This is a genomic window from Paracidovorax wautersii, assembly GCF_900113035.1.
Classification (GTDB): Bacteria; Pseudomonadota; Gammaproteobacteria; order Burkholderiales; family Burkholderiaceae_C; genus Paracidovorax; species Paracidovorax wautersii.
The window spans coordinates 122,117-142,734 of sequence record NZ_FONX01000015.1 but is presented as its reverse complement, the minus strand read 5'-3'; the positions used below and the strand labels follow the sequence as shown (position 1 = coordinate 142,734).

At 66.7% G+C, this 20,618-nt stretch carries 28 protein-coding genes; 23 read left to right on the top strand and 5 right to left on the bottom strand.

Going from position 1 to position 20,618, the window contains the following annotated elements; all coding sequences use genetic code 11:
- The 13 genes from tuf to BM070_RS19330 all read left to right on the top strand — a co-directional run.
- A partial coding sequence (gene tuf, locus BM070_RS19390) for an elongation factor Tu (protein WP_092940982.1) occupies positions 1-1,173 on the top strand: 1,173 nt, incomplete at its 5' end.
- Positions 1,174-1,197: 24 nt separating this feature from the next.
- On the top strand, positions 1,198-1,509 hold the full coding sequence (gene rpsJ, locus BM070_RS19385) for a 30S ribosomal protein S10 (protein WP_005796953.1): 312 nt from the start codon (positions 1,198-1,200) through the stop codon (positions 1,507-1,509).
- Positions 1,510-1,774: 265 nt separating this feature from the next.
- On the top strand, positions 1,775-2,449 hold the full coding sequence (gene rplC / locus BM070_RS19380; RefSeq protein WP_092940981.1) for a 50S ribosomal protein L3: 675 nt from the start codon (positions 1,775-1,777) through the stop codon (positions 2,447-2,449).
- Positions 2,449-3,069 (top strand): 50S ribosomal protein L4, encoded by a 621-nt coding sequence (gene rplD, locus BM070_RS19375; protein WP_092940980.1) that lies wholly within the window; start codon positions 2,449-2,451, stop codon positions 3,067-3,069. The genes rplC and rplD overlap by 1 nt, the downstream gene beginning before the upstream one ends.
- The gene (rplW, locus tag BM070_RS19370; RefSeq protein ID WP_056662449.1) at positions 3,066-3,380 is read left to right on the top strand and encodes a 50S ribosomal protein L23; all 315 of its coding nucleotides are present in this window, start codon (positions 3,066-3,068) and stop codon (positions 3,378-3,380) included. Before rplD ends, rplW begins: the two co-directional genes overlap by 4 nt.
- Positions 3,381-4,205 carry a 50S ribosomal protein L2 gene (gene rplB / locus BM070_RS19365; protein WP_092940979.1) on the top strand — a complete coding sequence of 275 codons (825 nt, stop codon included), beginning with the start codon at positions 3,381-3,383 and terminating at the stop codon, positions 4,203-4,205.
- Between the two features lie 10 nt (positions 4,206-4,215).
- Positions 4,216-4,494, top strand: a complete 279-nt coding sequence (gene rpsS / locus BM070_RS19360) for a 30S ribosomal protein S19 (RefSeq protein WP_024813777.1) — start codon at positions 4,216-4,218, stop codon at positions 4,492-4,494.
- A gap of 9 nt (positions 4,495-4,503) precedes the next feature.
- Positions 4,504-4,836, top strand: coding sequence for a 50S ribosomal protein L22 (gene rplV / locus BM070_RS19355; protein WP_005796970.1), 333 nt, complete (start codon positions 4,504-4,506; stop codon positions 4,834-4,836).
- Between the two features lie 14 nt (positions 4,837-4,850).
- The gene (gene rpsC, locus BM070_RS19350) at positions 4,851-5,732 is read left to right on the top strand and encodes a 30S ribosomal protein S3 (protein WP_092940978.1); all 882 of its coding nucleotides are present in this window, start codon (positions 4,851-4,853) and stop codon (positions 5,730-5,732) included.
- Positions 5,733-5,734: 2 nt separating this feature from the next.
- Positions 5,735-6,151 carry a 50S ribosomal protein L16 gene (gene rplP, locus BM070_RS19345; protein WP_056662458.1) on the top strand — a complete coding sequence of 139 codons (417 nt, stop codon included), beginning with the start codon at positions 5,735-5,737 and terminating at the stop codon, positions 6,149-6,151.
- 14 nt (positions 6,152-6,165) lie between these two features.
- Positions 6,166-6,363, top strand: coding sequence for a 50S ribosomal protein L29 (rpmC, locus tag BM070_RS19340; RefSeq protein WP_056662461.1), 198 nt, complete (start codon positions 6,166-6,168; stop codon positions 6,361-6,363).
- A 9-nt stretch (positions 6,364-6,372) separates the two neighbouring features.
- Positions 6,373-6,642 carry a 30S ribosomal protein S17 gene (gene rpsQ, locus BM070_RS19335; protein WP_092940977.1) on the top strand — a complete coding sequence of 90 codons (270 nt, stop codon included), beginning with the start codon at positions 6,373-6,375 and terminating at the stop codon, positions 6,640-6,642.
- 258 nt (positions 6,643-6,900) lie between these two features.
- Entirely contained in the window at positions 6,901-7,407 is a 507-nt protein-coding gene (locus BM070_RS19330; RefSeq protein ID WP_092940976.1) for a peroxiredoxin, read from the top strand.
- A 284-nt stretch (positions 7,408-7,691) separates the two neighbouring features.
- Here the strand turns inward: BM070_RS19330 and BM070_RS19325 are convergent, their stop codons facing one another.
- A complete protein-coding gene (locus BM070_RS19325) occupies positions 7,692-8,186 on the bottom strand; it encodes a GNAT family N-acetyltransferase (protein ID WP_092940975.1) in 495 nt (164 codons plus the stop codon).
- 97 nt (positions 8,187-8,283) lie between these two features.
- On the bottom strand, positions 8,284-8,787 hold the full coding sequence (locus BM070_RS19320) for a TlpA disulfide reductase family protein (RefSeq protein WP_092940974.1): 504 nt from the start codon (positions 8,785-8,787) through the stop codon (positions 8,284-8,286).
- A 274-nt stretch (positions 8,788-9,061) separates the two neighbouring features.
- Between BM070_RS19320 and BM070_RS19315 the strand changes: the two genes are divergently transcribed.
- From BM070_RS19315 to BM070_RS19275, 9 genes are all read left to right on the top strand, one after another.
- The gene (locus BM070_RS19315) at positions 9,062-9,619 is read left to right on the top strand and encodes a hypothetical protein (protein ID WP_092940973.1); all 558 of its coding nucleotides are present in this window, start codon (positions 9,062-9,064) and stop codon (positions 9,617-9,619) included.
- Between the two features lie 93 nt (positions 9,620-9,712).
- Positions 9,713-10,168: a PTS sugar transporter subunit IIA gene (locus BM070_RS19310; protein WP_092940972.1), complete on the top strand. Its 456-nt coding sequence runs from the start codon at positions 9,713-9,715 to the stop codon at positions 10,166-10,168.
- Positions 10,137-10,406 (top strand): HPr family phosphocarrier protein, encoded by a 270-nt coding sequence (locus BM070_RS19305; RefSeq protein WP_092940971.1) that lies wholly within the window; start codon positions 10,137-10,139, stop codon positions 10,404-10,406. Before BM070_RS19310 ends, BM070_RS19305 begins: the two co-directional genes overlap by 32 nt.
- 79 nt (positions 10,407-10,485) lie before the next feature.
- Positions 10,486-12,249: a phosphoenolpyruvate--protein phosphotransferase gene (gene ptsP, locus BM070_RS19300; RefSeq protein ID WP_092940970.1), complete on the top strand. Its 1,764-nt coding sequence runs from the start codon at positions 10,486-10,488 to the stop codon at positions 12,247-12,249.
- Between the two features lie 182 nt (positions 12,250-12,431).
- Positions 12,432-13,664 carry a SpoIIE family protein phosphatase gene (locus tag BM070_RS19295; RefSeq protein WP_092940969.1) on the top strand — a complete coding sequence of 411 codons (1,233 nt, stop codon included), beginning with the start codon at positions 12,432-12,434 and terminating at the stop codon, positions 13,662-13,664.
- Between the two features lie 18 nt (positions 13,665-13,682).
- The gene (locus BM070_RS19290; protein WP_092940968.1) at positions 13,683-14,255 is read left to right on the top strand and encodes a SiaB family protein kinase; all 573 of its coding nucleotides are present in this window, start codon (positions 13,683-13,685) and stop codon (positions 14,253-14,255) included.
- Between the two features lie 32 nt (positions 14,256-14,287).
- The gene (locus BM070_RS19285) at positions 14,288-14,677 is read left to right on the top strand and encodes a DUF1987 domain-containing protein (protein WP_092940967.1); all 390 of its coding nucleotides are present in this window, start codon (positions 14,288-14,290) and stop codon (positions 14,675-14,677) included.
- Positions 14,677-15,435, top strand: a complete 759-nt coding sequence (locus BM070_RS19280; protein WP_092940966.1) for a GGDEF domain-containing protein — start codon at positions 14,677-14,679, stop codon at positions 15,433-15,435. Before BM070_RS19285 ends, BM070_RS19280 begins: the two co-directional genes overlap by 1 nt.
- On the top strand, positions 15,432-17,726 hold the full coding sequence (locus BM070_RS19275; protein WP_092940965.1) for a putative bifunctional diguanylate cyclase/phosphodiesterase: 2,295 nt from the start codon (positions 15,432-15,434) through the stop codon (positions 17,724-17,726). Before BM070_RS19280 ends, BM070_RS19275 begins: the two co-directional genes overlap by 4 nt.
- Before the next feature lie 39 nt (positions 17,727-17,765).
- Here the strand turns inward: BM070_RS19275 and lipA are convergent, their stop codons facing one another.
- From lipA to BM070_RS19260, 3 genes are read right to left on the bottom strand one after another with little or no spacing between them, the layout of a single operon-like run.
- The gene (gene lipA, locus BM070_RS19270; protein ID WP_092940964.1) at positions 17,766-18,755 is read right to left on the bottom strand and encodes a lipoyl synthase; all 990 of its coding nucleotides are present in this window, start codon (positions 18,753-18,755) and stop codon (positions 17,766-17,768) included.
- A 15-nt stretch (positions 18,756-18,770) separates the two neighbouring features.
- Positions 18,771-19,463, bottom strand: a complete 693-nt coding sequence (lipB, locus tag BM070_RS19265; protein ID WP_092940997.1) for a lipoyl(octanoyl) transferase LipB — start codon at positions 19,461-19,463, stop codon at positions 18,771-18,773.
- Positions 19,464-19,501: 38 nt separating this feature from the next.
- Positions 19,502-19,831: a YbeD family protein gene (locus tag BM070_RS19260; RefSeq protein WP_175518552.1), complete on the bottom strand. Its 330-nt coding sequence runs from the start codon at positions 19,829-19,831 to the stop codon at positions 19,502-19,504.
- A gap of 313 nt (positions 19,832-20,144) precedes the next feature.
- Between BM070_RS19260 and BM070_RS19255 the strand changes: the two genes are divergently transcribed.
- Positions 20,145-20,618, top strand: a complete 474-nt coding sequence (locus BM070_RS19255; RefSeq protein WP_092940963.1) for an ATP synthase subunit I — start codon at positions 20,145-20,147, stop codon at positions 20,616-20,618.

Below are 20,618 nucleotides of genomic sequence, written 5' to 3'. Positions count from 1 at the left end.
GAACGTACCAAGCCCCACGTCAACGTGGGCACGATCGGCCACGTGGACCATGGCAAGACGACGCTGACGGCAGCGATCGCCACGGTGCTGTCCGCCAAGTTCGGCGGCGAAGCCAAGAAGTACGACGAAATCGACGCGGCTCCTGAAGAAAAGGCCCGCGGCATCACCATCAACACCGCTCACGTGGAATACGAAACGGCCAACCGCCACTACGCCCACGTGGACTGCCCCGGCCACGCCGACTACGTCAAGAACATGATCACTGGCGCCGCCCAGATGGACGGCGCCATCCTGGTGTGCTCGGCCGCTGACGGCCCGATGCCCCAGACCCGCGAGCACATCCTGCTGGCTCGTCAGGTGGGCGTGCCCTACATCATCGTGTTCCTGAACAAGTGCGACATGGTGGACGACGAAGAACTGCTGGAACTGGTGGAAATGGAAGTCCGCGAACTGCTGGACAAGTACAACTTCCCCGGCGACGACACCCCGATCATCCGCGGTTCCGCCAAGCTCGCCCTGGAAGGCGACAAGGGTCCCCTGGGCGAGCAAGCCATCGACAAGCTGGCCGAAGCCCTGGACACCTACATCCCCACGCCTGAGCGCGCTGTGGACGGCGCCTTCCTGATGCCCGTGGAAGACGTGTTCTCCATCTCCGGCCGCGGTACCGTGGTCACGGGTCGCGTCGAGCGCGGCATCATCAAGGTCGGCGAAGAAATCGAAATCGTCGGTATCCGCGACACGCAAAAGACCACCTGCACCGGCGTGGAAATGTTCCGCAAGCTGCTGGACCAAGGCCAAGCCGGCGACAACGTCGGCCTGCTGCTGCGCGGCACCAAGCGTGAAGACGTCGAACGCGGCCAAGTGCTGTGCAAGCCCGGCTCCATCAAGCCCCACACGCACTTCACCGCCGAAGTCTACGTTCTGAGCAAGGACGAAGGCGGCCGTCACACGCCGTTCTTCAACAACTACCGCCCTCAGTTCTACTTCCGCACGACCGACGTGACCGGCGCCATCGAGCTGCCGGCCGACAAGGAAATGGTCATGCCTGGCGACAACGTGTCGATCACCGTCAAGCTGATCAACCCCATCGCCATGGAAGAAGGTCTGCGCTTCGCCATCCGTGAAGGCGGCCGTACCGTCGGCGCCGGCGTCGTGGCCAAGATCATTGCTTAATCGTTGAGCAAGAAGGAATCAGCCATGTCCAAGCAAAAGATCCGTATCCGCCTGAAGGCTTTCGATTACAAGCTGATCGACCAGTCCGCCGCCGAAATCGTTGACACCGCCAAGCGCACCGGCGCCATCGTCAAGGGCCCCGTGCCCCTGCCGACCCGCATGAAGCGCTTCGACATCCTGCGCTCGCCGCACGTCAACAAGACCTCGCGCGACCAGCTGGAAATCCGCACCCACCAGCGTCTGATGGACATCGTGGACCCGACCGACAAGACGGTCGACGCCCTGATGAAGCTCGACCTGCCGGCTGGCGTGGACGTCGAGATCAAGCTGCAGTAATCCATCGCAGCGCAGGTGCCGCAAGGCGCCTTTGGCCGCCGCCGCAGCGATGCGTGGGGCGGCCATCCAACGCGGACTTGCCTGAAAAGGCAGTCCGCGTTATACTTTGTGGCTTCGCTTTTTCTGGCTCCTTTTGAGGGGCGGATGGGCGGAGTTTTATCAACCTTCTTTCGCGCACGCCGGTCAAGCCCGCAAGGTGCTTTTTCGCCCGTGCAAACGCTTTGGCCAATTGAAGTCGGAGCGGTGAAAGTTTTGGAGAAAACCAATGAGTCTGAGCAACTCCCTGGGGTTGCTGGGCCGCAAGGTGGGCATGATGCGTCTGTTCACCGATGACGGGGACGCAGTGCCCGTCACGGTGGTGGATGTGTCCAACAACCGCGTGACCCAGATCAAAACCCAAGAGAACGATGGCTACGTGTCCCTGCAGGTCACGTTCGGTTCGCGCAAGGCATCTCGCGTGACCAAGCCCGAAGCCGGTCACCTCGCCAAGGCGGGTGTGGAAGCCGGTGAAATCATCCGCGAATTCCGCGTCACCGCTGAAACCGCCGGCAAGTACGCCGCCGGTGCCGCCGTGCCCGTGGCTGACGTGTTCGCAGTGGGCCAGAAGGTCGATGTGCAAGGCACCTCGATCGGTAAGGGCTACGCCGGCACGATCAAGCGCCACAACATGGCTTCCCAGCGCGCATCGCACGGTAACAGCCGTTCGCACAATGTCCCCGGCTCCATCGGTATGGCACAAGACCCCGGTCGCGTGTTCCCCGGCAAGCGCATGACGGGTCATCTGGGCGACGTCACTGTCACCACGCAAAATCTCGACGTGATTCGTATCGACGAAGCACGCCAACTGCTCTTGATCAAGGGCGCTGTTCCGGGCTCCAAGGGTGGCTTCGTGACGGTGCGTCCCGCAGTCAAGGCCAAAGCCGCTGAAGGAGCGAACTAATGCAGCTCGAACTCCTGAATGACCAAGGCCAGGCCGCGTCGAAGTTCGACGCGCCCGAGACCGTGTTCGGCCGCGAGTACAACGAAGACCTGGTTCACCAGATCGTCGTCGCCTACCAGGCCAACGGCCGCCAAGGCACCCGCGCCCAGAAGGACCGCGAACAGGTCAAGCACTCGACCAAGAAGCCGTTCAAGCAAAAGGGCACCGGCCGCGCTCGCGCCGGTATGACCTCCTCGCCTCTGTGGCGTGGGGGCGGTCGCATCTTCCCGAACCTGCCTGAAGAAAACTTCACGCAGAAGATCAACAAGAAGATGTACCGCGCCGGCATGGCCGCCATCCTGTCGCAGCTGGCCCGCGAAGGCCGTCTGGCCGTGGTGGACTCGCTGAAGCTGGAAAGCCCGAAGACCAAGGTGCTCGCCGACAAGTTCAAGGCGATGAACCTGCAATCGGTGATGGTGATCGCCGATGAAGTGGACGAAAACCTGTACCTCGCCTCGCGCAACCTGAAGAACGTGTTCATCGTCGAACCGCGTTATGCAGATCCCGTGTCGCTGGTTCACTACAAGAAAGTGCTCGTCACCAAGGGTGCTATCGACAAACTCAAGGAGATGTTCGCATGAGCACGATCCAGTTTGACGAAGGCCGTCTGATGCAGGTGCTGGTCGCTCCCATCGTGTCCGAAAAGGCCACCATGGTTGCCGAGAAGTCCAACGCTGTGACGTTCAAGGTGCTGCAGAACGCTACCAAGCCCGAAATCAAGGCCGCTGTGGAATTGATGTTCAAGGTCGAGGTCAAGGGCGTCTCTGTGGTGAACACCAAAGGCAAGGCCAAGCGCTTTGGCAAGACGATGGGTCGCCGCGACAACGTGCGCAAGGCCTACGTGACGCTGAAGGAAGGCCAAGAGCTGAACCTGTCCGGGGAGGCCGCATAAATGGCAGTCATCAAGATGAAACCGACCTCGCCTGGCCAACGTGCCGTGGTGAAGGTCACGCGTGACCACCTGTACAAGGGTGATGCGTACGCTCCCCTGCTGGAACCCCAGTTCCAGAAGGCCGGCCGCAACAACAACGGTCACATCACCACCCGTCACAAGGGCGGTGGCCACAAGCACCACTACCGTGTGGTGGACTTCAAGCGCAACAAGGATGCGATCCCCGCCAAGGTCGAGCGCATCGAGTACGACCCGAACCGTACGGCCCACATCGCTCTGGTGTGCTATGCCGACGGCGAGCGTCGCTACATCATCGCTCCGCGTGGCCTGGAAGTCGGCGCAACGCTGCTGTCCGGTTCGGAAGCCCCGATCCGCGCCGGCAACACGCTGCCGATCCGCAACATCCCCGTGGGTTCGACGATCCACTGCATCGAGCTCAAGCCCGGTGCCGGTGCTCAGATCGCCCGCTCGGCTGGTGCTTCCGCCACGCTGCTGGCTCGTGAAGGCACGTACGCCCAGGTGCGTATGCGCTCCGGCGAAGTGCGCAAGATCCACATCGAGTGCCGCGCCACGATCGGCGAAGTCGCCAACGAAGAACACAGCCTGCGCCAACTGGGCAAGGCCGGTGTGAAGCGCTGGATGGGTATTCGTCCCACGGTTCGCGGCGTCGCCATGAACCCGGTGGATCACCCGCACGGTGGCGGCGAAGGCCGTACCGGCGAAGGCCGCCATGCTGTCGATCCTTGGGGCAATCTGACCAAGGGTTATCGCACCCGCAACAACAAGCGCACACAGGTCATGATCGTGTCGCGCCGCAAGAAGTAAGGGATAACAAATGACTCGTTCTCTCAAAAAGGGTCCGTTTGTTGACCACCACTTGCTGGCTAAGGTCGAGAAGGCCATCGCCACCAAGGACAAGAAGCCAGTCAAGACCTGGTCGCGTCGCTCCATGGTTCTGCCCGAGTTCATCGGTCTGACCATCGCCGTGCACAACGGCAAGCAACACGTGCCGGTGTACGTCACCGACCAGATGGTGGGCCACAAGCTGGGCGAATTCGCCCTGACGCGCACCTTCAAGGGTCACCCCGCGGACAAGAAAGTCCAGAAGAAGTAAGGAACGACCATGTCTGAAACACGTGCAGTCCTCCGGGGCGTCCGTCTGTCGGTCGACAAGGGCCGTCTGGTCGCAGATCTGATCCGCGGCAAGAAGGTTGACCAAGCCCTGAACATCCTGACGTTCACGCAGAAAAAAGCTGCTGGCATCGTCAAGAAGGTTCTGGAATCCGCCATCGCCAACGCCGAGCACAACGACGGCGCCGATATCGACGAACTGAAGGTCAAGACCATCTACGTCGAACAAGGCACCACGCTCAAGCGCTTCACCGCGCGTGCCAAGGGTCGCGGCAATCGCATCAGCAAGCCCACGTGCCATGTGTACGTGACGGTCGGCAACTAAGGGCTCGGAAGACTATGGGACAGAAAATCCATCCTACCGGCTTCCGCCTGGCGGTCAGCCGCAACTGGGCCAGCCGCTGGTACGCAAGCAACCGTGACTTCGCCGGCATGCTGGCCGAAGACATCAAGGTGCGCGAGTACCTGAAGGCCAAGCTCAAGAACGCCGCCGTCTCGCGCATCCTGATCGAGCGCCCGGCCAAGAACGCCCGCATCACCATCTACTCGGCACGTCCGGGCGTGGTGATCGGCAAGAAGGGCGAGGACATCGAGAACCTGAAGAAGGAACTCGCCTCCCGCCTGGGCGTGCCGGTCGCAGTGAACATCGAAGAAGTGCGCAAGCCCGAAATCGATGCCAAGCTGATCGCCGACAGCATCACGCAGCAGCTGGAAAAGCGGATCATGTTCCGCCGTGCCATGAAGCGTGCGATGCAGAACGCCATGCGTCTGGGTGCCCAAGGCATCAAGATCATGTCGTCCGGCCGTCTGAACGGTATCGAAATCGCTCGTACCGAGTGGTACCGCGAAGGCCGTGTGCCACTGCACACCCTGCGCGCCGACATCGACTACGGCACCTCCGAAGCCAAGACCACCTACGGTGTGATCGGCGTGAAGGTGTGGGTCTATAAGGGCGACACGCTGGGCCGCAACGATCTGCCGGCTGCCGAGACGCCGCGCCCTGAAGAAGAGCGCCGTCCCCGTGGTCCGCGCCGTGACGGCCGCCCGGGTGGCGACCGTGCCGGTGCAGGCCGTGGCCCTCGCCGTCCCGTGGGTGCCAATGCGGCTCCCGCTGACGGCAGCGACAAGCCCGCCGGTGCCGGTGGCGCCGATAACACCGCCGTTAAGCGCGTTCGCAAGGTTGACGCGCCCGCTACAGCAGCGGACGGCAAAGGAGAATAAAGATGCTGCAACCCGCTCGCCGCAAGTACCGCAAAGAGCAGAAGGGCCGTAACACCGGCGTTGCCACCCGTGGCAACTCGGTCGCCTTCGGCGACTTCGGCCTGAAATGCACGGACCGTGGCCGCCTGACGGCCCGCCAGATCGAGGCCGCACGTCGTGCGATCTCCCGTCACGTCAAGCGTGGCGGCCGTATCTGGATCCGCGTGTTCCCGGACAAGCCGATCTCTACCAAGCCCGCAGAAGTGCGTATGGGTAACGGTAAGGGCAACCCCGAGTATTACGTGGCTGAAATCCAGCCCGGCAAGGTGGTGTTCGAGATCGTCGGTGTTCCCGAAGAACTCGCCCGCGAAGCGTTCCGCCTGGCTGCCGCCAAGCTGCCGCTGCGCACCACGTTCGTTGCCCGTCAGATCGGCGCTTGATCAGGAGAATTGAAATGACCAAAGCTGCTGAACTGCGCCAAAAAGACGTTGCCGGCATCGAAGCCGAAATCAAGTCCTTGCAAAAGGCCCATTTCGGTCTGCGTATGCAGAAAGCCACGCAACAACTGGCCAACACCAACACGCTGCGTATCACCCGTCGTGATATCGCCCGCGCCAAGACCATCCTTGCTGAAAAGCAAGCCGCCAAGTAAGGAGCGAACATGACGGAAGCTAAAAAATCCCTCAAGCGCACCTTGATCGGCAAGGTGGTCAGCGACAAGCGTCAGAAGACTGTGACCGTGCTGGTCGAGCGTCGTGTGAAGCACGAGCTCTACGGCAAGATCGTGGCCAAGTCGAGCAAGTACCACGCCCATGACGAAAATGGCGAGTACAAGCTGGGCGACACGATCGAAATCACGGAAAGCCGTCCGCTGTCCAAGACCAAGAACTGGGTTGCGACCCGTCTGGTGCAAAAGGCCGGCCTGCTCTGATCCATCGCCGGCCCACAAGGCCCGATGGCTGCAAGGCCCCTGGAAACGACCCACAATGTGGGTCGTTTTTTCGTTTCTGGACGCCCTTTTTTTCACGGCCTGCTTTTCTGCCCTCACGCACGTCTGTCGTCTTGGCTTCATCAGCCGGAGCGGGCGAGACAGGCGGCCGTGAAGACGGACCTCCCATGGCCCAGGCCTTGCGGCCCGGCGCTGCGTTTCTTTCGTGTGCTTCCCATTCCTCAACTCAAGGAGATTGCAATGATCAAAGTCGGTGACACCCTGCCCAGCGCCACGCTGATGGAATATTCCGAAGTCGAAGGCGGCGGCTGCAGCCTGGGCCCGAACCCGGTCGATGTGTCCCAGGCCGCTGCCGGCAAGACCATCGCGCTGTTCGCGGTGCCCGGCGCCTTCACGCCCACCTGCTCTGCCAAGCACGTGCCGGGCTACGTGGAGCAGGCCGATGCCTTCAAGGCTGCCGGCGTCGATGAGATCTGGTGCCTGAGCGTGAACGACGCCTTCGTGATGGGTGCCTGGGCGCGTGACCAGAAGACCGACGGCAAGGTGCGCATGCTGGCCGATGGCGATGCCGCCTTCGCCAAGGCCACGGGCCTGACGCTGGACCTGACGGGCCGTGGCCTGGGCCTGCGCAGCAACCGCTATTCGATGCTGGTCAAGGACGGCAAGGTCGCGGCGCTGAACATCGAAGGCCCGGGCAAGTTCGAGGTGAGCGACGCCGGCACGCTGCTGGCCCAAGCCAAGGGCTGATCGATCGCCAGCCTCCGGCATTGAAACGAAAGGCCCCGGAGCGCTTGATAGGCGCGCCGGGGCCTTTGTCCTTTTCGGGCGTTGCGCCCTACGCGATACCGGGCCTGCGGGTTGCCGGCGACGCGCCATCTACGGCTCTGTTGAGGAATTTGCTATGTTTTGTATAGCTGGATGCGCTTGATGGATAAGCGCTGCAGCCTTGTTCGTGCACATATCGCCTGATGCCGGCTGGAAGGGGCCTGTTCAGCCGGGTTCCACGGCCTGTCCGCTCCCGTGCGGCGATCTCAGTCAATATCCGCCTTGAGGTAGCTCGAACCCTCCAGCGGGTTGTAGTAGTAGGGCGGAATCTCCTCGAAGCCCAGGTCCGCATACAGCGCGCGGGCCGATTCCATGCCGTCCAGCGTGTCGAGCAGCACGCAGGCGTAGCCCGCCTGGCGCGCGGCGTCCAGCGTCGCCTCGGCCAGCTGGCGGCCCAGGCCGAAGCCGCGGAAGGCCTTGCGCACGTAGAGCCGCTTCATCTCGCTGGCGTTGGGGTAGTCCGCCGTGTCCAGCGGGCGCAGGGCGCAGCAGCCGGCGATGCTGCCGCCCACTTCGGCCAGCAGCAGGTGGCCGCGCGGCGGCGCGTAGTCGCCGGGCAGGGCGGCGAGTTCGGCTTCGAAGTCCTGGAAGGCCAGGTCCACGCCCAGGGACTCGGCATATTCACGGAAGATGTCCCGAACGACGTCCAGGTGTTCGGGCAGGGTGGGCGTGATCAGGGAAACGTCAGGCGTCTGGTCCACGGGATGCGAGCGGGCTGCAGCAGGTCCGCGTGCGTCGAAGAAAGAAGCTGCCAGTGTAGCGGCAGGGCCTGGCGAGGCCCGAGGGCGCCTGCCGGGCTCAGGTCTCGGCCAGCAGTCGTTCGATCAGCTTGTGCAGTTCGGGGAAGTCGGGCGCGCCCACGTAGCTCTTCACGATCTCGCCGCGCTTGTTGACGACGAAGGTGGACGGCGTGAGCTTGATGTCGCCCCAGGCCTGGGCGATCGCGCCGGTGTTGTCGATGGCGACCTTGAAGGGCAGCTTGCGGCTGTCGGCGAAGTTCACGACGTAGCTGGGCGGGTCGTAGCTCATTGCCACTGCCAGCGTGTCGTAGCCCTGGCCCTTGTACTTGTCGTAGGTGGCGATCAACTCGGGCATTTCCGCGACGCAGGTCACGCAGCTGGTGGCCCAGAAGTTGACGAGCGTGACCTTGCCGCGCAGGTCGGCCGTGGTCTGGCGCGAGCCGTCCAGCAGGACGAAGGTCGAGGGCGGGGCGGCTGCGGTGCCCGTGCCCAGCACGATCCAGCCCGCAGCGGCGGCGCAGGCCGCCAGCGCGGCGCCTGCCAGCCAATGTGTGATGCGCATGTTGTTGACTCCCCGGTGGGCGGTGGCGGATGGGCGGCCTCTGCGGCCGGTGCCGCGTCGCACCGCATGTCGTGTATCGATTGTGCCGCAGCGCCGCGCCGCGGGTCGGGCCAGGCGCAACGGCCCCGATTGGAGGCCATCGTGCGCCGCGAGTTCACCCCGCCGTGCGCGGGCCGGGCCTTGCGGTTGATCTGCATCAGCCATCGGGCTCGCGGCGCGCCCCGTGGGTTTCCACGTGGCCGCGGCCCGCGGGGCGCTGCCGATAATCCGGCGCATGCCCTTGCGCCGCATCGTTTTCCTGGTCTGGTTCTGCCTGCTGCTGGCCGCCTGCAGCCCGGCGCTGAACTGGCGCGAGGTGCGGCTCGGCGACGCCGCGATGACGGCCCTGCTGCCCTGCAAGCCCGAGCATGCGGTACGCGCCGTGGAGCTGGGCGCAGGCCGGCAGGCCGATCTGGCCCTGTGGAGCTGCGATGCGGACGGCGCGACCTTCGCCGTCTCGCACATGGCCGCGCCGGAGCCGGCCCAGGCCGATGCGGCCCTGCTGCAATGGCGTGCGGCCGTGCTGGCCCGCCTTCAGGTGGCCCAGGCCGCTGCGGCGGCAGCCCAGGCAGCGGCCGTGCCCTTCGCTCCGGCGGGCGCGCTGGCCCTGCCGGCATCGGTGCGGCTGCAGGTGGCCGGGAAGCGCGGCGATGGCCGCCCCGTCTCGGCCGATGCGGTGTGGTTCGCCCGGCCGGAGGGTGGCGCGGTGCGGCTCTACCACGCCGTGGTCTATGCCCCCGAAGCGCGCCCGCAGGCCGCCGGGGCGTTCTTCGCGGGGTTGCAGGGCCGATGAGAACGGCAGCGCGCAGGCCCCTGCAGGTGCATGGCGCAACGCTGCGCGGCGGGCGGTGGTGCGGCGCCATAATGCGTGTCACTTCCGCCTGCCATGAAAACGACGACGCGCATCTTCCTCATCGCCCACGCACCCCTGGCCCACGCTTTGCGGGAATGCGCGCTGCATGTGTTCTCCGACTGCGCGGACGATGTGGTGGCCCTGGATGTCCACCCCAACGCGCCGCCCGAGGAATCGCTGGCATCGGCACGCATCCTGATGGAGCAGCAGGCCGAGCGGCCCACGCTGGTGCTCGCCGACGTGTTCGGCGCCACGCCCTGCAACGTGGCGCAGCGGCTGGTGGACGGCCAGCTGTCGCGGCTGGTCTGCGGGGTGAACCTGCCCATGCTGCTGCGCGCGGTCTGCTATCGCAACGAGGCGCTGGACGCGCTGGTGTCGCGCGCCGTGGTGGGGGGCACGCAGGGTGTCATGCAGGTGGCCATCTCGGCGCCCCAGAATCAGATTCGACGGTCTCACAATGATCAAGAAACCTATCACCATCAGCAATAAGCTCGGCCTGCACGCCCGGGCATCGGCCAAGCTCACCAAGCTGGCGGGCAGCTTTCCGTGCGATGTCTGGCTCTCCAAGGGCGAACGGCGCATCAACGCCAAGAGCATCATGGGCGTGATGATGCTGGCCGCGGGCCTGGGTTCGGTGGTCGAGCTGGAAACCGACGGGCCGAACGAGGCCGAGGCCATGGATGCGCTGGTCGCGCTGATCGACGGCAAGTTCGGCGAAGGCGAATGATGCGCAGGCAGCCGGCCGTGCAACGCGGGGCGCCGCCAGCGGAGGCCCGCCCGGAGGGCGCGGCGGGCAGGGCGGCTGCATGACCTTTTCCATCCACGGCCTTCCCGTCTCGCGCGGCATCGCCATCGGCCGCGCGGTGCTGGTGGCATCCAGCCGCGTCGATGTGGTGCATTACTTCATCGACGCCGACCAGGTCACGGCCGAGATCGTGCGCGTGCGCAACGGGCGCAACGCGGTGATCGAGGAACTGCAGCGCCTGCAGGCCGAGATGCCCCCCGATGCCCCGCACGAGCTGGCGGCGCTGCTGGACGTGCACCTGATGCTGCTGCAGGACGAGGCGCTGGTCAGCGGCGTCAAGCACTGGATCACGCAGCGGCTCTACAACGCCGAATGGGCGCTGACCACGCAGCTGGAGATCATCTCCCGCCAGTTCGACGAGATGGAAGACGAGTACCTGCGCGAGCGCAAGGCCGACCTGGAGCAGGTGGTCGATCGCATCCTGCGCCACATGAAGGGCGTGGCGGCCAGCCCCGTCGCCGCGCCGCCCGTGGCCGCGCGCCGGCAGCCGGCGCAGGACCTGCTGCTGGACGACAAGGTGGACGTGCCCCTGGTGCTGGTGGCGCACGACCTCTCACCCGCCGACATGCTGCACTTCAAGCGCAGCGTGTTCGCGGGCTTCGTGACCGACGTGGGCGGCAAGACCTCGCACACCGCCATCGTCGCGCGCAGCATGGACATTCCCGCCGTGGTGGGCGCGCGCGCCGCCAGCCAGCTGGTGCGGCAGGACGACTGGGTCATCATCGACGGCGATGCGGGCGTGGTCATCGTCGATCCCTCGCCCATCATCCTGGCCGAATACGGCTTCCGGCAGCGCCAGGGCTCGCTCGAACGCGAGCGGCTCTCGCGCCTGCGGCACACGCCGGCGGTCACGCTCGACGGGCAGGCGATCGAGCTGCTGGCCAACATCGAGCAACCGGCCGATGCCGCCGCCGCCGTGCGCGCAGGCGCTGCGGGCGTGGGGCTCTTCCGCAGCGAATTCATGTTCATGGACCGCTCGGGCCCGCTGCCCGACGAAGAGGCGCAGTACCTGGCCTACCGCGAAGCCGTGGAGGGCATGCAGGGCCTGCCCGTCACGCTACGCACCATCGACGTGGGCGCCGACAAGCCGCTGGACAAGAGCCACAAGGACACGCACCTGAACCCGGCGCTGGGCCTGCGTGCCATCCGCTGGAGCCTGGCCGACCCGGCCATGTTCCGCACCCAGCTGCGGGCCGTGCTGCGCGCCGCCGCGCACGGACCGGTGAACCTGCTCTTTCCCATGCTTGCGCACGTCAGCGAGATCCGCCAGACGCTGGCGCAGGTGGAGCTGGCGCGCGCCGAACTCGACGCGAGCGGCACGCCCTATGGCCCCGTGCAGCTGGGCGCGATGATCGAGGTGCCCGCGGCTGCGCTGATCGTGCGCAGCTTCCTGCAGTACTTCGACTTCCTCTCCATCGGCACCAACGACCTGATCCAGTACACCCTGGCCATCGACCGGGTGGACGAGGCCGTGGCGCACCTCTACGACCCGCTGCACCCGGCCGTGCTGCGCCTGGTGGCCGACGTGATCGCGGCCGGCCACGCGCAGGGCAAGAGCGTCTGCGTCTGCGGCGAGACGGCCGGCGACGTGGCCATGACGCGCCTGCTGCTGGGCCTGGGCCTGCGCAGCTTCTCCATGCACCCGGCGCAGATCCTGGCCGTCAAGCAGGAGGTGCTGCGCGCCGACACCCGCAAGCTGGCCGTCTGGGCCGAGCAGGTGCTGGCCTCCGACGACCCGGCCGCGATGCTCCAGGCGGCGGGCTGACGCTATACATTGAATAGCGGCTGGACCAGGCCCTGCCTGGGCTGCCGGCTTTTTCGATGGCAAGCAGTGGTGGTGCCGGCACGCGGGCGGGCGCTCGGCAGCGCCGTGGGTGGCGTCATATGACCGTCACGAATCTGCCATGAACGATGGTTAACATTTGCTGACACTACCTGCAGTCTTCCATGTCCGCAAATTCCGAGTATCTGAGCAGCTTCCGGCCCCGGTTTCGCCAGCCCAGTGCGGTGGATCTGTGCAGCATGGTCCCCTGCATGACGGCCGACCAGACCAATGAGCAGGTCATGGAGGTCTTCGGCAAGCACCGGGATCTGGTCAGCCTGCCCGTCGTCGAAGGCACGCAGCCCATCGGCCTCATCAACCGGAACATCTTCCTCTCGCAGATGAGCAAGCCGTTCCGCATGGAGCTGTACGGCCGCAAGAGCTGCATCGCCTTCATGGACAAGGAGCCGCTCATCGTCGATGCGGGCCTGGACATCGAGGCCTTGACCTTCCGCACCGTGGAGTGCGGCGAAAAGGCCATGTCCGACGGCTTCATCATCACCGAGCAGGGCGCCTATGCCGGCGTGGGGCACGGGCTGCAGCTGATGCGCGTGGTGGCCGACATGCAGGCCGCGCGCAACCGGCAGATCATGCACAGCATCGAATACGCGAGCGTCATCCAGCGCTCCACGCTGCGCAGCTCGCTCGACGCCCTGGCGCGCGTCTGCCCCGGCGCGCACCTGGTCTGGGAGCCGCGCGACGTGGTGGGCGGCGACTTCTACCAGTTCAGCACCGAGGCCGATGGCTGGAGCGCCACCGTGGCCGACTGCACCGGGCACGGCGTGCCGGGCGCGTTCATGACGCTCATCGCCTCGACCAATCTCAGCCAGGCGATCAAGCAGCACGGCCCGCGCGATCCGGCGGTGCTGCTGGGCAGCGTCAACCGCAGCATCAAGCAGATGCTCGGCCAGCTCGACGGCAAGGACTCCACGCCCGGATCGGACGACGGCATGGACGCCGCCTGCTTCTGGTTCGAACCCGCCCAGGGCCGCCTGGTCTTCGCCGGCGCGCGCCTCTCGCTCATGCTGGTGCGTCCGGGCGCCGACACGGTGGAGCTCGTGGAAGGCCAGCGCAAGGGCATCGGCTATGTGGACAGCGACTTCGACTACGCCTGGAGCAACCAGGAGCTGATCCTGGCCCCCGGCACGCTGGTCTTCATCTGCACCGACGGCCTGATCGACCAGGTCGGCGGCCCGCGTGCGATCGCGCTGGGCAAGCGCCGGGTGCGCGAGCTGCTCTTCGAGCACCGCGCCCGCACGCCGGCCGAGATCAACGGCGCCGTGCTCGACGCGCTGACGGCCTGGCAGGGCGAGCACCATCGCCGCGACGACCTGACCTTCTTCTGCTTTCGTACTTGATTGAGACGGACACCAGACATGCCCTCCAACCAGATCGCCGACAAATACGGCTCCTTCTTCCAGCTGGCCCGCCAGCACCAGGTCATCTTCTACTACGTGGGCTACTTCTCGCAGCACATCATCGCCGCCATGGCCGACGCGGTGAAGCTGCAGCTGGAAGTGGCCGGCGTGGCCGGGCCCACGCGGCGCAAGCTCTTCTCCTCGTTCGTGGAAATGGCGCAGAACATCGTCCATTACTCTGCCGACACGCTCACGCCCTCCACCCAGGACAACGCCGAGCTGCGCCACGGCTCGGTCTGCATCCGCCGCGAGGCCGACGGCAGCTTCACCGTGGTGTGCGCCAACCCGGTCGAGCCGCGCATCGCCGACGAACTGCAGGGCAAGCTCGATACGTTGCGCAGCATGACGCTGGAGGAGATCAAACAGGCCTACCGCCAGACCCTGCGCGACGAGACCCCCGACGGCAGCAAGGGGGCCGGCATGGGCTTTCTCACCATGGCGCGTGACGCCCGCCAGCCGCTGGAGTTCGACTTCGACGCCGCCCAGGAGCCCGGACAGCCACCGGTGTTCTATTTGAAGGCCGCAATCTGACCGTGCCCTCCGGGCTCGCATCGAGAACACAGATGGACAACCTCTACATTGCCCCGACTCCCAGTTCACCCGAGGTGGACTTCAAGTTCGACACCCACACCCTGAGCCTGCGCGGCGAGTCCTATCCCGAGAACGCCGCGGCGTTCTACGGCGGCATCCTCGTGCAGCTCAAGGCCTATCTGGCCGAGCAGTCCGACAGCAGGATCGAGGTGAGCATCGCGCTGGCCTACTTCAACAGCTCCAGCACCAAGATGCTCTTCAACCTCATCGAGGCGCTGAGCGACGCGGCCAACGAGGGCAACGAAGTGGCGGTGCACTGGTACCACGACGAAGAGGACGACACCATCCTCGAATTCGGCCAGGAACTCAGCGAAGACTTTCCCGCCTTGCGCTTCACGACCCATCCCGTGAGCGCGGCTTGATGCACGCCCCTGCCGCCGCGCCCCCGGATCTGTTCGACGCGGAGCACCAGGCCCTGGAGGCCGCGCGCAAGGTCCATCAGGCCCACCACGCATGCGAGCCTGCCCCGTGTCACCAGGCGCTGGGCGAGCTGCTTCTGGCCTACGAGAAGCTGCTGCGCGAGACGCGCCGCCTGGTGCGCCGCAGCGACCGTGCCGAGCTGGAGATGAACCAGCTGAACATGCGCCTGCAGGACCTGGCGGCCCAGCTGGAATTCCGCGCCAACCACGATCCGCTGACCGGCGTGCTCAACCGCGCGGCCATCATCGAGCAGGTCAACCGCCAGCTGCAGACCCGCGCCCTGGCGCTGATCGTGCTCGACATCGACTTCTTCAAGCGCATCAACGACAGCTTCGGCCACCCCGTGGGCGACCGCGTCATCCTCGGCGTGGTGGCCTGCCTGAAGGCCATCGTGCCGCCCGACGCGCAGGTCGGCCGCGTCGGCGGCGAGGAATTCACCGTGGCGCTGCCGGGCGAGAGCCTGGAGCAAGGCATGCACGTGGCCGAGTCGCTGCGCCGCGCCATCGAGATCCATCCGTTCGGGCTGCCCGATGGCAGCAGCGTCACCGCCAGCTTCGGCCTGAGCTGCGTGCCGGCGGGCAGCGGCTTCGACAGCGCCTACGGCCAGGCCGACGAGGCCCTCTACGCGGCCAAGCGCAGCGGGCGCAACCGGGTGTGCTTCAGCGCTGCGGATGCAGCGCAGGCCGGCGCCGAGGCATGAGCGAGCGGGTTTCAGCCGACCGGCATGCGCCGGAGGTCTGCGCCGCGCTCGTGTCCCGCGCGCCGGGCGGGCCCGGCAAGGTGCTGGACGAGGCGCAAGACCATGCGCAAGGCGAGGCGCAGGCCTGGTGCGTCCTCGTCGTCGATCGCGACCCCGAAGTGCATGGCGCCGTGCGCGCCGCCCTGCAGGGCGGGCAGCTCCAGGGCCGTGCGCTCGCCTCCCTGCATGCCCATTCCCTGGCCGAGGCCTATGCGCTGCTGCCGCGCCTGCAGGCCGGGCCCCAGGCGCAGGGCCTGGTGCTGGCGCTGCTCGACGTCGCGCTGCAGGCGCCGGAAGGCCCGGCAGATGCGTGTGGCCGCACCTCGGCCGCAGTGCTGGCGCTGGCCGACCGCCTCCGCCGCATGCCCGGCCTGGATCATGTCCGCATCGTGCTGCGCACCGCGGGCTTCGACCAGACGCCGGGCGCCGACACGCTGCTGCGCCATGGCATCCACGACGACCGTTCCAAGCCCGAGCTCACGCGCGAGCGGCTGCTGGCGCTCGTCGCCAACGCCCTGCATGCGCGCCAGCAGCTGCAGGTGGCTCACTTCGGCTGCCGCAGCCTGGAGCGGGTGGTGCGCTCCAGCGCGTCCCTGCTGGAGGCCGCCAGCCCCGCAGGCTTCGCCGAGGGCGTGATCGACCAGCTGGCCACCGTGCTCGGCTGCCCGCCCGATGGCGTGGCCTGCGTGCAGGCCGGTGCGCAGGGCGAGCCGCTGGTGCTGGCCGCGACCGGCCGCTTCGCCAGCGCGGAGCAGGCGCCGGGCGGCCCTGCGCTCGCGCTGCTGCGCGAATCGCTGGAGCGCGGGGCGCACCTCCAGCGCGAGGACGGCGCGCGGGTGTTTTACGTCGGTCGCCGCGGTGCGCCGGGCATGGCCGTCTTCATGCATCCCGCCGCCGCTGCGCCGACCCAGGCCGGCGCGGCGCTGCTCGACGCCTTCTGCGCGCACCTGGGCACCCTGCTGCACAAGCACGGCCTGCTCACGCGGCTGCACGAGCAGGCGTATTACGACCCGCTGGTGGGCCTGCCCAACCGCGTGCGCTTCGTCGAGAAAGTGGACGAATGCGCGCGCCTGGGCGTGCGCAACCACGTTCTGGCGCTGCTCGACATCGATGACTTCAGCGCCACCAACGACGTCATGGGCCACCGCTTCGGCGACCGGCTGCTGCAGCAGGTGGCGGACCGCCTCACCCAGGCGCTGCCTTCGGGCGTGCTGCTGGCCCGGCTGGGCGCGGATACGTTCGGCGTGCTGGGCAGCGCGCAGCAGGTGCTGCCCGAGCGGCTGCTGGAAGGCGTGCGCCAGCCGCTCACCGTGGATGGCCTGGCCCACAAGGTATCGCTCACCTGCGGCTACGTGCGCCTGCCTGAGGCGCCGCAGGCCGGCACCGATCTGGTCAAGGACGCGACCATCGCCCTCAAGCGCGCCAAGCGCGACCATCGGGGCCAGCACCTCGAATATTCGGAGCACATGGGGGCCGAGGCGCGCGCGCGTGCGCTGCTGGTCTCCGACCTGCGGGCGGCCATCGACCAGGAGCAGCTCTTTCTCGTCTATCAGCCGCAGCTGGACCTGAGCACCCGCGCGCTGGTGGGCCTCGAAGCCCTGCTGCGCTGGCGCATGGAAGACGGCACGCTGGTGCCGCCCGACCGCTTCATTCCCGTGGCCGAGCATTCGGGCCTCATCGTGGCCCTGGGCCAGTGGGTGCTGTCCACCGCCTGCGCCGCCATGCGCGAGCTGCTGGATGCCGGGCTGGCGCCGCGCCGCATGGCGGTGAACGTGTCGGCCGTGCAGCTGCAGGACCCGGGCTTCTTCGACATGGTGCGTGCCGCGCTGGCGCACAGCGGCCTGCAGGGCGGGCATCTGGAGCTGGAGATCACCGAATCCGTCGCCGCGCTGCCGACGCAGCTGCTCGAAGCCACGCTGTCGCGGCTGCGCGCCAGCGGTGTCTCCATCGCCATCGACGACTTCGGCACCGGCTATTCCTCGCTCAGCTACCTGGAGCGCCTGCCGCTGGACCGCATCAAGATCGACCGCGCCTTCGTGCGCAACCTGAGCCAGTCCCATGGCGCGCGGATCGCCGAAATGGTGGCGCAGCTCGGCCGCAAGCTCGGGCTGCAGGTGCTGGCCGAAGGCATCGAAGACACCGCCGCCTGGCAGGCCCTGATGGAGATGGGCTGCCACGAAGGGCAGGGCTACTACATCGCCCGCCCCATGGAAAAAAGCCAGCTCTTCAGCTGGCTTCGTCTGCGGCAATGAAGGCGGGCGGCCGGGGCCCGCTCCCCGGCGTTGCGCTGGTCAGGCTGCGGTGACGCCGGCAGCATGCGCCTGCTGGTCGGCGTGGTAGCTCGAGCGCACCATCGCGCCCACGGCGGCGTGGGTGAAGCCCATCTTGTAGGCCTCTTCCTCGTACATCTTGAAGGTGTCGGGGTGCACGTAGCGGCGCACGGGCAGGTGGCTGTTGGAGGGCGCCAGGTACTGGCCGATGGTCAGCATGTCGATGTCGTGCGCGCGCATGTCGCGCATGACCTGCAGGATCTCCTCGTCGGTCTCGCCCAGGCCCACCATGATGCCGCTCTTGGTCGGCACGCCGGGGTGCAGTGCCTTGAACTTCTTGAGCAGGTTCAGGCTGAACTGGTAGTCGGAGCCCGGGCGCGCTTCCTTGTAGAGGCGCGGCGCGGTTTCCAGGTTGTGGTTCATCACGTCGGGCGGCGCGGCCTTGAGGATCTCCAGCGCGCGGTCGTCGCGGCCGCGGAAGTCGGGCACCAGGATCTCGATCTGCGTCTGGGGCGAAAGCTCGCGGATGTTCTGGATGCATTCCACGAAGTGGCCGCTGCCGCCGTCGCGCAGGTCGTCGCGGTCCACGCTGGTGATGACCACGTACTTCAGGCGCAGCGCGGCGATGGTGCGGGCCAGGTTCAGCGGCTCGTCCTTGTCGAGCGGGTCCGGGCGGCCGTGGCCCACGTCGCAGAACGGGCAGCGGCGCGTGCACTTGTCGCCCATGATCATGAACGTGGCCGTGCCCTTGCCGAAGCATTCGCCGATGTTGGGGCAGGAGGCTTCCTCGCAGACCGTGTGCAGCTTGTGCTCGCGCAGGATCTCCTTGATCTCGTAGAAGCGCGTGGTGGGCGAGCCCGCCTTCACGCGGATCCATTCCGGCTTCTTGAGCGCCTCGCCCTGCTCCACCTTGATCGGGATGCGCGACAGCTTGGCCGCGGCCTTCTGCTTGGCCAGCGGGTTGTAGGTGGCAGAGGATTGCGCTTCGCGCACGACTTCGGGAGTGCTCATGGCAGGTCTTGGAGATCAGGGCGCGAGGCGCGTGGCAAGCTGCCCCGCCAGCACGGCGGCGGCTTCGTCCCAGGTGGTTTGGACCCCGATTGTAGAAAGGTCCACCGTGGCCAGGCCCGCGTAGCCGCAAGGGTTGATACGCGAGAAGGGCTCCAGGTCCATGTCCACGTTCAGCGCGACGCCGTGATAGGTGCAGTGCCGGGTCACCTTGATGCCCAGCGCGGCGATCTTGCCCAGGCCGGTGAAGTCGGGCCCGGCCGCGGCGCCCGGGGCGCCGGCGTGCTGGGGCCGCTGCGGCAGCAGGGCATGGCTGGCCGGGTCGTCCAGCCGCACGTAGATGCCGGGCGCTCCGGCCACGCGGTGGCCCGTCACGCCAAAGTGGGCCAGGGTGCGGATGACGGCCTCTTCGATGCGATAGACGTATTCCTTGACGAAATAGCCCGCGCGCCGCAGGTCGATCAGCGGATAGGCGACGACCTGGCCAGGGCCGTGGAAGGTCACCTGGCCGCCGCGGTTCGTGGCGACGACGGGGATGTCCGCAGGCGCCAGCACATGGCCGGATTTGCCGGCCAGCCCTTGCGTATAGAGCGCAGGGTGCTCGCAAATCCATAGCGTATCGGGCGTGCTGCCGTCGCGCTCCTCGGTGAAGCGCTGCATGGCCTCCAGCGTCGCGTGGTAATCGACGCGGCCGAGCCGGCGCAGCTCCATGGGCATGGGTGCCGGGGCCTGGGGGCTGGCGGCGTCGGTCAGAGCACCACCTTGACCATGGGGTGCGACGAGAGCGCGCGGTACAGGTCGTCGAGCTGCTCGCGGCTCGTCGCCGTCACGGTGATGGTGACGCCCAGGTAGTTGCCGGCCCGGCTGTCGCGCAGCTCGATGGTGGATGCGTCGAAGTAGGGGTCGAAGCGCTTGGCCGTCTCGGTCACCGCATGCACGAAGCCATCGACCTTCTGGCCCATGACCTTGATCGGGAACTGCGAGGGGTATTCGATCAGCGAGTCCTTGCGGCTGTCGCCGGGGGCGGCGTCTGCGGCAGGAGTGCTGGCGGTTGCGGGTGGGTTGGAGGGCTGGGTCATATCGAAAGGTGTTCTGCAGGCGCGCAAGGGAACGGCAGGACGGCAAAGGCCCTGCATGGCAGGGGGATTGTGCGGCAGCCGACGGCGTGACGCGTCACCATGCGGAGCTGTCATGGTCACGCGGGTTACCGTGCCCGGGCGCATGGCGGGAGACAATGCCGGCCTGCCATGCAAGCCGTGTGCGCCCGCCGGATGGCCCGGCGCAGCCGGGCAGGCATCAGCATCGCGGGGCATTGCGGACCTGCGTGGGTTTCTACTTATAATCAGGGGCTTTGTAAAAAGTTTCAGTCTCCAGCTCGGGCGCCAATCAAAGATGAAAACAAACGCTCCCGAAACCGAAGCTGAGGTTGATGGCGCCAAGTTCAAGCCCCTGACCGCCCTCGAGGCGCAGCAGTGGCGGCAGCGCAATCCTCCGGTGTCCATCTGGCGGATAGTGTTCCTGCAGGCGCTGGTCGGTCTGGCCGTGGCCCTGGTGGCGTGGCTGGTGTCCGGCAGGTCTCATGTGGCATGGTCGGCCGCCTATGGCGCGTTGGCCGTCGTCGTTCCGGCAGCCTTGTTCGCGCGGGGCATGGTGCGCCAGCGGGTGTCCGCAGGCGCTGCGCTGGTCGGCATGTTCGGCTGGGAGTTGGTGAAGATTGCATTGACCGTCGCCATGCTGGCGGCGGCGCCGCGGCTGGTGCCGGGGCTCAGCTGGCTGGCTTTGCTGGTCAGCATGGTGGTGACGATGAAAACGTACTGGATCGCACTCATGGTGCGGCCCGGTGTCCGCAAACCGGTTGATATTTGA